Below are 13,104 nucleotides of genomic sequence, written 5' to 3' on the forward strand. Positions count from 1 at the left end.
TTTTTTACTTTATAGAAAAAAGCCCTTACAGGCCTTTTTCTAATAATTCAATTCCTATTTTTATACGAGCTACAGACTCTTCTTTTCCCAATAGCTCCATTAGCTCTGTGGCACCACCCGGTGTCATTTGTTTCCCAGAAACAGCCGTTCGGATCGGCCACATAACATAACCATTTTTATAGTCATTTTCTTTTATATACTTTAGCAATACAGAATATAGAGCATCATTACTATAATCTTCCTGTGATTCTAGAATAGGGAGAACTTCTTTCAAAACCGTTAGAGAAGTTTCTGAATTAGTCTTCATTTTCTTATGCGTATACATTACAATATCATAAGCAGGAAGTTCTTCCAAAAAATCTATATGGTCACGAATATCCGGAAAAATTTCAATTCTGGTCTTAACCATCTCTGCAATTTTTCTAAAATCCAACTCCTTAGAAATAACATCTTTTATAAAAGGCACTGCAATCTGATAAAAATCATCAAATTCCATTGCTTTTATATATTCGCCATTCATCCATTTTAATTTCACAATATCAAATACTGCAGGAGATTTACTCATATGATGGTAATCAAATTTTTCTTTTAATTCACTTAAAGAAAATATTTCCTGGTTGTCTTCAGGACTCCAACCTAATAATGCAACAAAATTTACGATAGCATCTGTTAAAAATCCTTGTTCAATTAAATCTTCATAAGAAGAATGTCCACTTCTTTTACTTAATTTTTGATGTTCTTCATTGGTAATCAATGGACAATGGACATAAGTCGGTACTTCCCATCCAAAAGCTTCATATAAGCGATTATATTTGGGTGAGGATGATAAATACTCATTACCTCTAACTACATGTGTAACTCCCATTAAATGATCATCTACTACATTAGCAAAATTATAAGTTGGAAATCCATCTGATTTTATTAAAATCATATCATCAAGTTCCGAATTATCTACTGTTATATCTCCATAAATATCGTCATGAAACGTTGTCGTTCCTGTTCTCGGATTGTTTTGACGGATGACATAAGGTACACCTTGAGCAAGATTTTCTTCTACCTCTTCTTTACTTAAATTCAGACAATGCTTATCATATACCACTATATCTTTTCCTGCAACAGCTTGTCTTAGATTATCTAATCTCTCTTTATCACAAAAACAGTAATAGGCTTCTCCTTTATCGATTAACTTCTTAGCATATTCCAAATACAATCCTTGTTTTTGACGCTCACTTTGTACATAAGGACCTACACCGCCATCTTTATCTGGGCCTTCATCATGAATAAGACCTGTCTTTTCCAGAGTTCGATAAATAATTTCTAAAGCGCCCTCTACAAAACGTTCCTGATCAGTATCTTCTATTCTTAATATAAAGTCTCCGCCTTCATGTTTTGCTATCAAATACGCATAAAGCGCAGTTCTTAGATTACCTACATGCATTCTTCCTGTTGGACTTGGTGCAAATCTAGTTCTTACTTTACTCATTCTACATTCCTGCCTTTAACTTAATTCTATTTCTTTCAATTCAATAGGCGGTACTTTAATTGCAGTATCTTCTACAATTTTTTTGACCTCCGCTTTAGCCTGATTAATTGGTAACATTGTACCGGCTCCGGCTACACAACCACCCGGACAACCCATTCCTTCCAGCATATATCCATCTAGTTTTCCGGTTTTTGCAAGTGCTAATAATTTCTTACATTCATGCAATCCTTCTGCATGTTCTGTCTTAACTTCTACTTCCGGATAATATGTATCAATACATTTCTTTATTGCATCCGTAACTCCACCTGCAACTGCATAAGCTCTTCCAACTCCAGTAGCATCATGCATAGATTCCTTTTCTTCTACATGCTCTAAATCAATCCCTTTTGCAGCAAATATACCAGCAAGTTCTTCAAATGTAATAACAAAATCAACATCACTTCGGACTGTTCTTCTGGAAGCTTCTAATTTCTTGGCTGGACAAGGGCCTATAAATACGACTTTAGCTTCTGGCTTTTCTTTCTTAATACTTCTTGCCGTCGCAACCATTGGTGTTAATTCTGTCGATACATTATCAACTATTTCCGGAAAATATTTTTTTGCCAATACTGACCAGGAAGGGCAACAAGAGGTTAATAAAAATGGCAGCTTACCTGTGGCTACTTCTTCTACGTAATGATGAGCCTCTGCTACCGCACCAATATCAGCCCCTAACGCAACTTCTATCACATCACTAAAACCTAATTCCATTAATGCAGCTTTTATTCTGCCGGGAGTCACACTCCGTCCAAACTGACCTACATATGCCGGTGCAACTTCAGCGATAATTTCAACTCCGGTCTGCATTGCACGTATTAATTGAAAAATCTGGGACTTATCTGCAATAGCACCAAATGGGCAGCTTACCAAACACATACCGCATGAAACACATTTATCACTATTTATTTGTGCTCTTCCCATAGCATCGTCTTCAATTGCATTTACACCACAAGCAATTTCACATGGTCTCGTTTTTTTCGCAATTGCATCGTATGGACAAACTGCTTTACATTTACCACACTTAATACACTTTTCCTGATCTATATAAGCTTTTCCGTCTACTCTGGAAACTGCATGTTTGGGGCATACTTCCATACAAGGACGCGCGACACAACCTTTGCATTGATTGCTTACTTCATATTTTTTGGATTCACATGCATTGCATGCAGAAGGAATCACTTGAATTAATGGGGGCTCATAGTATTTTTCAGCAATATTACTCTCTTCTAATCCACTCGTTAAATGAACTGGTTTGTCTTCAGGTCTAAGTGACATTCCCATTGTTAAACGGACTCTCTCAGAAATTATTTCGCGTTCATGATAAATACTTTCTCGAAATTTAGGAATTTCATTTTGAATTATTTTAAATGGTATCGCCTGTATATCACTATGAATATTTTCTGAATCAAAAGCTACTCTTGCAACTTCTTCGAAAACTTTTCTACGTAATCTTGAAACTTGAGTCTCTAGTCCTCTCATAACTTCCTCCTTTATTGAAACACTTAAAAAAATAAGTGTTTTAAACAACGTATGAAACGGCAGTATTTATAAATCTTTATACTGCCGTTCAACATTATAACAAATTTCCCCTAATAAATATACCCCTTTTTGCAATCTTGTGAACATATTTTTATTTATTTAAATCTTTATGACAGCCACCTGAACAACCATCACAATTGCTGCCGCAATATTTTCCCTTCTTCCAATTTGATATCTGTCTTTTGATAACAAAACCTGCATAAACCCCAATTGCTAATATAATTAATAAACTTGCCATACTAACTTACCATCCTTTCTACATTTTAAAATAAGATTCTTCCTGTCTGATAAAATATAACTGATATTAACCAGGCAACGAATAACTGTAATAAAACAACTCCAACTGTATATCTTAGCGAATTACTTTCCTTCTTGATTGTTGCGATAGTTGCTATACATGGAGTATATAAAAGTGAAAATATCATTAAAGAATAAGCGTTTACTGCTCCAAAGCCTATTTGATTTAAGTCCAGTATTAATTGTGAATATCCAGCTGCTTCACTAACACTTCCAATACCAAATAATACATAAAAACTTGAAACTACAACTTCTTTCGCAGAAAGTCCTGCAATTAGTGCTACTGCCACCTGCCACATTCCTAATCCGGCTGGTGCCAAAATCACTCCAAAGCCTTTTCCTAACATTGCTCCAAAGCTTGATGTAACATCCTCTGTCATTCCATTCATATTAAAATTCAAAATGAACCACATGATAATAGAGGCAATAAAAATTGTTGTTCCTGCTTTCGTTAAATAGTCTTCTATTTTATTCCATACATAAATTCCAATGGTTCTTACATTAGGCTGCTTATATTCCGGTAATTCTATTAATAAAGTATTGCTATTCTTTATTTTATCCACTTTACCAATAATCAATGCAAGAATCACTGCTATAACAACACCCCAAACATATAGCGAAAAAGCTACTAACATCGCATGCTCTTTAAAAAACATATTTGCAAATAAAATATAGATTGGTAATTTAGCCGAACAAGACATAAAAGGTGTTAGTAGAATTGTTTTTTTTCTATCTCTCTCATTTTCTAATGATCTCGTTGCCATAACTGCGGGAACAGAACATCCAAATCCCAAAACCATCGGCAGAAAAGCTTTTCCCGATAAACCTGCTTTTCCCATAATACCATCCATTATATATGCAACTCTAGCCATATAACCGCTGTCTTCCAATAGTGCCAAAGCTAAAAATAAAATAAAAATATTCGGTAAAAAAGTAAGTATGCCTCCTACTCCGGCTATAATTCCATCAACAATCATAGATTTTAACCAATTCGCTGCCCCTATTGATATCAAATAATTATTAATAAAATCTGAAAACCAGCCTATTAATATTTCAACTCTTCCTTTTAACAGGTCGCCAATGAAGAAAGTTAGAAAGAACACGATCCCCATAATCCCTAAAAAAATAGGAATTCCCCATATTTTATGTGTTAATACTTCATCTACTTTATCCGTAAATGCTGACTTTGATTCCTTGTTGAAAAGTACTTCTTGTATCATATCTTCTATATAATTATACTTCTCATTTATTATTTTCTTTTCATAATCTATTATGGAATCGTTTTTTAAAATATCTGCATATTTCTCTTTTACTTCTTCATCACCTTCCAACAGCTTAATTGCATGCCAGCGTGGATTAACAATATCTTCATGAAACTTCACCAATTTGCTTTTAATCTTACTAATTTCATTTTCAATTTCCTGGCTATATTTCAAACTATATTCTTCTGACTCTTCTTGATAGTGATGTACAACAGCATGTAATAATACATCTAATCCTGTCCGCTTTCTCGCTGATACTGGCACAACCGGAATATTCCCAAGTACTTCAGGCATTCTATGCAAATCGATCTCCATTCCTCTTTCTTCAATGATATCCATCATATTTAATGCCATCACCACTGGTTTTCCCAGTTCTAGTAATTGAAGAGTAAGATATAGATTTCTTTCCAAAGCAGCAGCATCTACTACATTAATAATTACATCGACTTCATCATTTAAAATACAATTTCTACTTACTTTTTCTTCTATAGAATAGGATGATAAACTATAAATACCTGGTAAATCAATCAGTTTAATTGTCCAGTCTTTATATTTTGCTTCTCCTTCTTTCTTCTCGACAGTAACTCCGGGCCAGTTCGCAACTTTTAATTTTGCACCTGTAAATGCATTGAACAAAGTTGTTTTTCCACAATTGGGATTTCCTAAAAATCCAACTTTAATTTCCTTTTTCATTTTTCTCCTCCCGGCATATAATTCCTTCTGAAATCTGCTTTCCTATCGCCCATCTTGTTCCTCGTGTTTTAATTATAAAAGCACCATTTCTTTTTTTATTTAAAATTTGAATCCTCGAACCTTCTGTAATACCTAAGGCTTCTAGTCTTCTTCTAATGACCGGATCCAATTGTAACTCAACTACGTTATAGTTAACGTGAATTTTACCTTCTGAAATTTTCATCTTTATCCTCCATAGTAAAAACAATCCTTAAATCTTATTCATTATATTCTTTTTGATAATGATTGTCAATACTGATTTTGCTTGGAATTATTTCTATTTTTTCATTTTTTTTGTAAAATCCACTATGCAGAATTAAATTGTATGTTATAATGTTAGTTGGACCATTACCAAAATATTGATAGAATGAAAGGATGGATAAATAATGGCTTTAGTTACAACAACTGAAATGTTCAAAAAAGCATATGAAGGCGGTTATGCTATCGGAGCTTTTAACGTGAACAACATGGAAATTATTCAAGGAATTACAGAGGCTGCAAAAGAAGAAAATGCACCACTTATTTTGCAAGTTTCTGCAGGAGCTAGAAAATATGCAAAACATGCATACTTAGTTAAATTAGTTGAAGCTGCATTAATTGATACTGATCTTCCAATCGCGCTTCACTTGGATCATGGTGATAGTTTTGAAATTTGTAAATCTTGTATCGATGGCGGTTTTACTTCCGTTATGATTGATGGTTCTCAACATAGTTTCGAAGATAATATCAAATTAACAAAACAAGTAGTAGAATATGCTCATGCACATGGCTGTGTAGTTGAAGGTGAATTAGGAAAATTAGCTGGTGTTGAAGATGATGTTAATGTATCTGCTGAGGATGCTTCTTATACCAGACCAGAAGAAGTTCAAGAATTTGTTTCCAGAACCGGAGTTGATTCATTAGCAATCGCTATTGGTACAAGCCATGGTGCTTTCAAATTCAAACCTGGTCAAAAACCACAATTACGTTTTGATATCTTAAAAGAGGTAGAAAAATTACTACCTAATTTCCCAATCGTTTTACACGGTGCTTCTTCCGTTATTCCAAAATATGTAGAAACAATTAACGCTTGTGGCGGAAAATTAGACGATGCTATTGGAATTCCAGAAGAAATGTTAAGAGAAGCTGCTTCTATGGCTGTATGTAAAATCAATATTGACTCTGACTTAAGACTTGCTTTAACAGCTGGTATCAGAGAACACTTTACATCTCATCCTGAACACTTTGATCCTAGACAATATTTATCTCCAGCTAGAGATAACATTAGAGACTTAGTAAGACATAAACTTGTTAACGTTCTTGGATGTAACGGTAAAGCTGGCGAATTAAAATAGTCTATAAGACTTAAAATTAAAAAAGCATCCTCCCATAAGGTGGATGCTTTTTTAACTTAAACTAAAATAATTCAATTACCGTTTTCACTACATTATCAACCGTAATTTTATATTTCTCAAATAATTCTTCCCCCGATGCACAAGCTCCAAATCCTTTCATTGTAACATATGCACCGTCTAGTCCAACATATCTCCCCCAGCCAAAGTCTGAAAGCGCTTCAATGACAACTCTTTTTCTAACTGACTGTGGTATAACTGATTCTCTGTATTCTAAATCCTGTTGTTCAAAAATCTCCATACAAGGCATACTCACCACACGCACATCAACACCTTTACTGACAAGATCTTTCTTAGCTTCTACTGCTATAGCTACCTCAGAACCACTGGCAATTAGAATAGCATCCGGTATTTCTTTTATAGAATCCTGTAATACATAAGCTCCATTTATCGCTTCTTTTCCTGTTTCTTCTAATTGTTGTAACTTTTGTCTGGTCAATACAATGGCCGATGGAGTCGTTTTAGAAATAATTGATTGATACCATGCTGCCGCCGTTTCTTTGGCATCTGCCGGACGAAATACGTTTAAGTTTGGTATAGCCCTTAACATAGCGAGTTGTTCAACCGGTTGATGCGTGGGACCATCTTCACCTACTCCAATACTATCATGTGTAAATACATATGTAATAGGTAACTTCATCATTGCTGATAATCGAGCCATCGGTTTCAAATAATCACTAAACACGAAAAATGTAGAAACAAATGGTCGTAATCCTCCATGAAGTGCTATTCCATTTCCAATCGCTGCCATTGATAATTCCCTTACTCCAAAATGAAGATTACGCCCCTTATAATTCAATTTTGAGAAATCTCCTGCCATCTCCATATATGTTTTATTTGAAGGTGCCAGATCTGCAGAACCCCCAATGAATCCGGGCAGCAAATTTTTAATCCGATTTATTATTGAACCAGATAAATTTCTAGTTGATTCCGGCCTAATATCAAAGTTAGAAAACAATTCATTTTCCAATAACTCTTTTTCGATATCTTTATCATGATACTTATGCCATTTTTCTTTCATATTCGGATATCTGCTACAATACTCAACAAATAATTGATTCCAATCTGCTTCTTGTTCTCTTCCCTTTACTGTAAGTAGTTGATAGTGTTTATAAACTTCATCCGGAATATAAAATGGTTCTAAACTATCCCATCCTAAATTGTTTTTCAATGCAGTCACATTTTCTGTACCTAGAGGTTCGCCATGGGCACTTGCTTTTCCTTGTTTTTGAGGACATCCATATCCGATCTGCGTATTTATTTTTATAAAAGAAGGTTTTGTTTTATCTTGCTTCGCTTTAGCAATCGCTTGTCCAATTTCTTCGATATCATTTCCATCTTCAACTGAAATAACCTGAAAACCATATGCTTTCATTCTCATTAATACATCTTCCGTAAATGCAATTTCTGTGCTTCCTTCAATGGAAATATTATTGGAATCATACAATACAATTAATTTATGAAGTCCTAATGTACCAGCCAACGAGAAGGCTTCCGATGAAATTCCCTCCATCATACATCCATCTCCACCTAATACATAAGTATAATGATCAAACACAGGATAATCAGTCTTATTAAATACAGATGCCAGATGTGCTTCTGCAATAGCCATTCCAACCGCCATTCCCATTCCTGCTCCCAAAGGGCCTGTTGTGGCTTCTACTCCCATAGTATGACCATATTCCGGATGTCCAGGTGTTAAAGAACCTTTTTGTCTAAATTTTTTTAAATCTTCTACTGTTAGTCCATAGCCAAACAAATGCAACAACGAATATAAGAGTATAGAACCATGTCCAGCTGACAAAATAAAACGATCTCTATTTACCCATAAAGGATTTTTGGGGTTATGTTTCATATGATGTGCCCACATTTCGTAGGCTGCGGCAGCTGAACCCAACGGCATACCCGGATGTCCCGATTTCGCTTCTTCAATTGCATCTGCTGCTAAAACACGTATCGCGTTCAATGCCTTTGTATCTATATTTTGATTCATTTGCTAACCTTCCTAATTTTCCTGCTCAAATATTTGTTTTAATTTCGTCTGAATTTCCTCTACAGAAACCATATTATTTAAACCAATTGCCATTCCGGCTTTCAAAGCATTCGGTAATAAATCTGCTCCGCAAATAAACAGATCCGCAGCACCAGGCATTACATCATCAATGGTAGAGTGTTCTACTTCTATATCATCAATACCCAAATTTTTTAATGCCTTTTTGACATTCATCTCCATAACAAATGAAGTTCCCAGTCCCGAACCACAAAAACATAATATCTTTTTAATCTTCATATAAATCAAATCCTCCTCTTTAAGTTTCATTTTTCTTTCTTCCAATAGTAAAACTATACAAAATCGGCATCATGAACATAACTATCATTAAAACAAAAATAATATCGGCTGATATGACTTTTGATAAGTTGCCAAATATAATACCAATCACAGTAAAATCGGCATCAGAAAACGTTGTGCTCGCAAATCCAAGTGAACCAAGTACCGGTAACAAAAAAGCTGCCAATAATGTCACTGCAATACCATGTACAAAAGCTCCAACGATACAACCTTTTAACCCTCCAGTTGCATTCCCACATACACCTGCCGTTGCTCCACAAAAGAAATGTACTACTGCACCCGGAAGAATTATCGCTGCAGCCAGACCTATATTTCCCATGAATGCCAGAATAATCAATCCGAAAACCCCTCCGGTAAACGAACACAAAAATCCAATTAATACAGCGTTCGGAGCATAAGGAAATACGATTGGACAATCAAGTGCCGGTTTTGCATTGGGCACTAATTTCTCCGAAATCCCTTTAAAAGCCGGTACAATTTCGGCAATCAACATACGAACTCCTGCTAATACAATATAAATACCTGCTGAAAATGTAATTGCATTCATTACAGAATATAATACCCAATTAGTACCATTAAATATTTCTTCTGCTTTTACGGTATTTGTAAATTCAGCAACACCAGATACAATTATGTAACATATAAACATAGCAATGGAGATTGAGATAGTATTATCCCTCAGGAATGATAAACCTTTAGGAAAATTCACATCTTCCGTCGTACGCATCTCTTTTTTTGTTCCAAATGCCTTACCTATCTGAGCACTCAGCCAATAACCACAACTTCCAAAATGCCCTAAAGCCAGTGAATCATCTCCTGTAACTTTTTTCATAGTCGGCTGCATAATAGCCGGAAACATAGCCATGATAAAACCTAGTAATAAAGCACCACTCAATATTAATTTCCAGCCACTTAAACCTCCTATAGAAAATATTATGGATATTAAACATGACATATACAATGCATGATGTCCAGTAAGGAAAATATATTTCCATTTTGAAAACCGAGCCATTAGTATATTTAGACACATTCCTAATGCAAATATAGATGCTGTTTGAACTGCATATTCATTAAGTCCAAGAGAAGTAATTGCCTCATTGTTAGGTACCACTCCCTGGACACCAAATGCCACTTGGAATAAATCACCAAAAGGTATAATTGCTTGTTGAATAACGGATGCACCGGCACTTAATACCAGGAATCCTAATATTGTTTTAATTGTTCCTTTTACTACATTTTGAACATTACTCTTTTGTAAAATCAAACCTATCAATGCAATTAATCCTACAAATATCGCGGGTGTTGATAAAATCTGTTGTATAAAATTTAGTATACTAGCCATAATAATTTCTCCTTCCCTCAATGAAAATATTGATACAATGTATCTACATCTTTTGATTTCAAAATCTCTTTAACTACTTCCTCATTTTGAAGTACTTCTGTAATATTAGCCAAAGCATCTAAATGGCTTTCGTTGTCTTTTGCCGCTAATGAAACAAATAACTTAGCCGGTATTTCATCTTTTCCAAAATAAATAGACTTTTTAAATAATGTAATTGAAATCTGGCTTTTAATAACACCTTGTTCAGGTCTTGCATGAGGTAACGCAATATATGGTCCTATAACAATATAAGGCCCCAAGGATTCTATATTTGATATGATTTCTTCTTTATATCTTTCTTCTACGAATCCATGTCGTTCCAGTGGCTTTATGCAAATCCGTATTGCTTCTTTCCAATCTTTTGCTTCCTCTAATATCTGAACATTATCTTTTGATAATATCTCGATTCCCATAATAAAACGATTCCTTTCTGTCATATATTGATATTATCAATACCTTCCTCATATTTTTTAAGCAATTGATGTACTTCATAACTTGTTTTTGCTTCTTTTAATTGTTGATACTTATTTCTATTTGAAAAAATATCTGCCAACTGCATGAATGCACGTAAATGTTTTTTCCCGTCTATCGGACTTAAACAACAAATAAAATCGATATCTTTAAAGGTTTTATGTCCGAAAGAGACTGGTTCTTTTAAACGTATCATGCTTAATCCAAGTTTTTTTGTACCTGCTTCAATACCAGCATGGGGTATCGCAAGTCCTTTTGTCAAAACGATATAAGGACCATTTTCTTCAATTGAATGTATCATTTCATTTATATATCTTTCTTCAATATATTGGTTATCTAATAGTATTTTAGCTGATTTAGAAACAGCATCCTTCCATGAATCACATAATACATCCAATTGTATAAATTTCTCAGTCAATAATTCGCTTAAGTTGAATGGTATCGAATCTTCTTGAATTCTATCCCCTACATATGTATTAATTATTTTAGCTATACTATTATTTAGTTCTTTTCCTTCGCTTCCTAATTCAGAGTAGATGATTTTTTCTACTTCTTTTAGAAGATTATCCCATCCATAATTTTTAATAATCGTACGATTTTTCTTTTGCAAAACCATACTTATTTTCTCATTTAATTTTTGATAATCTAATAAAGTCGGAATTGCTTGCACTACAATAGTCTCTATGTCTTTCCGGTGTAATTCAGTCGTAGATATGACCAAATCTGCCTGAAATAATTTTTCGTTTTCAATTTCATGAGCTGTCATTATCTCTGATATTCTAAATGAAAATCTTTTTTTCAAATTTGCATATAATAGTTTTGATGTTCCAATTCCTCCATTACAAGCCAAAATAACATTCAGACATTCCATATTTCCGTGCTGTCTTTCAATTGCCGCACAAATATGAACAACGATATAATTAATATCTGTTTCTGTAAATTTTCGATAGCTAAATGACTCCAAATATTGAATATTGCGCACTACACAATCCATTACTCTTTTATTTTCTTTTACCACTTGATCAATAACAGGGTTTTTAACCAATATTGCTGAAGATTTAAATGCCGAAATCAAATGATTAGACAAATCTTGCTGAAATGTTAGATCATGCTTTAGATCTATCTGCAGATCATCTGATATTAATTCAATAAATCTTCTGGTCAGAAGTTGGGTTTTAACAATATCTGAATCTATGTTGGTCTTTTTATGATAATGTAGACCTTCTAATATTTGTGAAAGCATTAAAACTTCTCTTTCATCCATTAAAAAATTACAATACTGAGAAACTAACTTCATAATATCAAAAGCCATACAATATTTTGTGTCATTTTTCTTTTCATGACTATCCAAAAATTTGCCATGATTCATTCTGTTAAAAACTAACATAAGATAACACTGCAAGCGGCAAAATGAATCATCTGAAAAAAAATGTCCATATCGAGTCTCTTGTTCTATTACAATGCTATACATCACCTCACTTTCTAATTTTTTTGTATCTGTCAATAAGTCCATTCCAGGATAGGAAGCAATTTGAACTCTCTTTTCAGCAGTAATATCAGCATATCGACAAATTATACTTAGTAACAGTAATCGTTTATTCTTTTCTGTTCCTTCTACATACAACCCTTTATTTGAATACGTCTTCACATGAAGTTTAGCATTTTTACAAATTTTTTTTACTTCTTCCATATCATTAATAGTCGTCGCACGGCTGACCATTAATCTTTCTGCAAGCATTTGTAGGGTTATTGGATATTCAGAACGTATTAATAAGCAGCACATACAATGGACTCGTTCGTCTTTTGATAATTTATAGGTATAAACATCCTTTTCGATATGCAACATATGAACATTCCTCAAATCATCTCCAACGTTAATTTTCCCACTATTCTTTAGCACTAACGGGGTTAATCCATGTTCCTGCAAAAATTCGTTTATACAAATTAAGTCATTACGAATACTTCGTTCTGAAACACGAAACAGTTCTGCCAATCCGGAGAGTGTACATGTCTCTTCATGATTTGATAAATATATAAGCATATCTCTGTTTCTTTTGTTCATTTTGCCTTTCTCCTTTTCGATTACTGTGATTTTATTGTAACATTTTATAAAAAAAAGAAAAGTCAAAGTCTTTTCCTTACTTTTTGAAAATAATTAT

The 13,104-nt window shown here is 33.9% G+C and carries 11 protein-coding genes; 1 reads left to right on the plus strand and 10 read right to left on the minus strand.

The genetic code is table 11. From position 1 onward, the window contains the following. Positions 1-25: 25 nt before the first annotated feature. The 5 genes from gltX to DWV06_RS04635 all read right to left on the minus strand — a co-directional run bounded on the left by gltX (position 26) and on the right by DWV06_RS04635 (position 5,536). On the minus strand, positions 26-1,483 hold the full coding sequence (gene gltX / locus DWV06_RS04615) for a glutamate--tRNA ligase (protein ID WP_115481006.1): 1,458 nt from the start codon (positions 1,481-1,483) through the stop codon (positions 26-28). A 15-nt stretch (positions 1,484-1,498) separates the two neighbouring features. Further along, entirely contained in the window at positions 1,499-3,001 is a 1,503-nt protein-coding gene (locus tag DWV06_RS04620) for a 4Fe-4S dicluster domain-containing protein (RefSeq protein ID WP_115481007.1), read from the minus strand. 151 nt (positions 3,002-3,152) lie between these two features. Further along, the gene (locus DWV06_RS04625; protein ID WP_115481008.1) at positions 3,153-3,299 is read right to left on the minus strand and encodes a FeoB-associated Cys-rich membrane protein; all 147 of its coding nucleotides are present in this window, start codon (positions 3,297-3,299) and stop codon (positions 3,153-3,155) included. 25 nt (positions 3,300-3,324) lie between these two features. Then, positions 3,325-5,313 (minus strand): ferrous iron transport protein B, encoded by a 1,989-nt coding sequence (feoB, locus tag DWV06_RS04630; RefSeq protein ID WP_115481009.1) that lies wholly within the window; start codon positions 5,311-5,313, stop codon positions 3,325-3,327. Continuing rightward, entirely contained in the window at positions 5,297-5,536 is a 240-nt protein-coding gene (locus tag DWV06_RS04635) for a FeoA family protein (protein WP_115481010.1), read from the minus strand. The genes feoB and DWV06_RS04635 overlap by 17 nt, the downstream gene beginning before the upstream one ends. A gap of 202 nt (positions 5,537-5,738) precedes the next feature. Here DWV06_RS04635 and fba point away from each other — a divergent pair, with 202 nt between their 5' ends. Continuing rightward, positions 5,739-6,686: a class II fructose-1,6-bisphosphate aldolase gene (gene fba, locus DWV06_RS04640; RefSeq protein ID WP_115481011.1), complete on the plus strand. Its 948-nt coding sequence runs from the start codon at positions 5,739-5,741 to the stop codon at positions 6,684-6,686. Positions 6,687-6,747: 61 nt separating this feature from the next. Here the strand turns inward: fba and tkt are convergent, their stop codons facing one another. The 5 genes from tkt to DWV06_RS04665 are packed head-to-tail and all read right to left on the minus strand — an operon-like array spanning position 6,748 to position 13,007. Continuing rightward, complete coding sequence (gene tkt / locus DWV06_RS04645; RefSeq protein ID WP_115481012.1) at positions 6,748-8,736, minus strand: transketolase; 1,989 nt, start codon at positions 8,734-8,736, stop codon at positions 6,748-6,750. 12 nt (positions 8,737-8,748) lie between these two features. Continuing rightward, the gene (locus tag DWV06_RS04650) at positions 8,749-9,033 is read right to left on the minus strand and encodes a PTS sugar transporter subunit IIB (RefSeq protein ID WP_115481154.1); all 285 of its coding nucleotides are present in this window, start codon (positions 9,031-9,033) and stop codon (positions 8,749-8,751) included. Between the two features lie 19 nt (positions 9,034-9,052). Further along, on the minus strand, positions 9,053-10,435 hold the full coding sequence (locus tag DWV06_RS04655; RefSeq protein ID WP_115481013.1) for a PTS ascorbate transporter subunit IIC: 1,383 nt from the start codon (positions 10,433-10,435) through the stop codon (positions 9,053-9,055). Positions 10,436-10,452: 17 nt separating this feature from the next. After that, positions 10,453-10,887: a PTS sugar transporter subunit IIA gene (locus DWV06_RS04660; protein ID WP_235828896.1), complete on the minus strand. Its 435-nt coding sequence runs from the start codon at positions 10,885-10,887 to the stop codon at positions 10,453-10,455. A 20-nt stretch (positions 10,888-10,907) separates the two neighbouring features. Beyond that, positions 10,908-13,007: a BglG family transcription antiterminator gene (locus DWV06_RS04665; RefSeq protein WP_115481014.1), complete on the minus strand. Its 2,100-nt coding sequence runs from the start codon at positions 13,005-13,007 to the stop codon at positions 10,908-10,910. Between the last annotated feature and the right edge of the window lie 97 nt (positions 13,008-13,104).

The organism is Anaerosacchariphilus polymeriproducens, assembly GCF_003363435.1.
GTDB lineage: Bacteria > Bacillota > Clostridia > Lachnospirales > Lachnospiraceae > Anaerosacchariphilus > Anaerosacchariphilus polymeriproducens.

Excerpts from the sequence above, each read along its gene's own strand:
- DWV06_RS04620 (WP_115481007.1), bottom strand. The coding sequence starts at position 3,001 with ATGAGAGGACTAGAGACTCAAGTTTCAAGATTACGTAGAAAAGTTTTC.
- DWV06_RS04655 (WP_115481013.1), bottom strand. The coding sequence starts at position 10,435 with ATGGCTAGTATACTAAATTTTATACAACAGATTTTATCAACACCCGCG.
- fba (WP_115481011.1), top strand. The coding sequence starts at position 5,739 with ATGGCTTTAGTTACAACAACTGAAATGTTCAAAAAAGCATATGAAGGC.
- DWV06_RS04650 (WP_115481154.1), bottom strand. The coding sequence starts at position 9,033 with ATGAAGATTAAAAAGATATTATGTTTTTGTGGTTCGGGACTGGGAACT.
- DWV06_RS04625 (WP_115481008.1), bottom strand. The coding sequence starts at position 3,299 with ATGGCAAGTTTATTAATTATATTAGCAATTGGGGTTTATGCAGGTTTT.
- DWV06_RS04660 (WP_235828896.1), bottom strand. The coding sequence starts at position 10,887 with ATGGGAATCGAGATATTATCAAAAGATAATGTTCAGATATTAGAGGAA.
- gltX (WP_115481006.1), bottom strand. The coding sequence starts at position 1,483 with ATGAGTAAAGTAAGAACTAGATTTGCACCAAGTCCAACAGGAAGAATG.
- tkt (WP_115481012.1), bottom strand. The coding sequence starts at position 8,736 with ATGAATCAAAATATAGATACAAAGGCATTGAACGCGATACGTGTTTTA.
- DWV06_RS04665 (WP_115481014.1), bottom strand. The coding sequence starts at position 13,007 with ATGAACAAAAGAAACAGAGATATGCTTATATATTTATCAAATCATGAA.
- feoB (WP_115481009.1), bottom strand. The coding sequence starts at position 5,313 with ATGAAAAAGGAAATTAAAGTTGGATTTTTAGGAAATCCCAATTGTGGA.
- DWV06_RS04635 (WP_115481010.1), bottom strand. The coding sequence starts at position 5,536 with ATGAAAATTTCAGAAGGTAAAATTCACGTTAACTATAACGTAGTTGAG.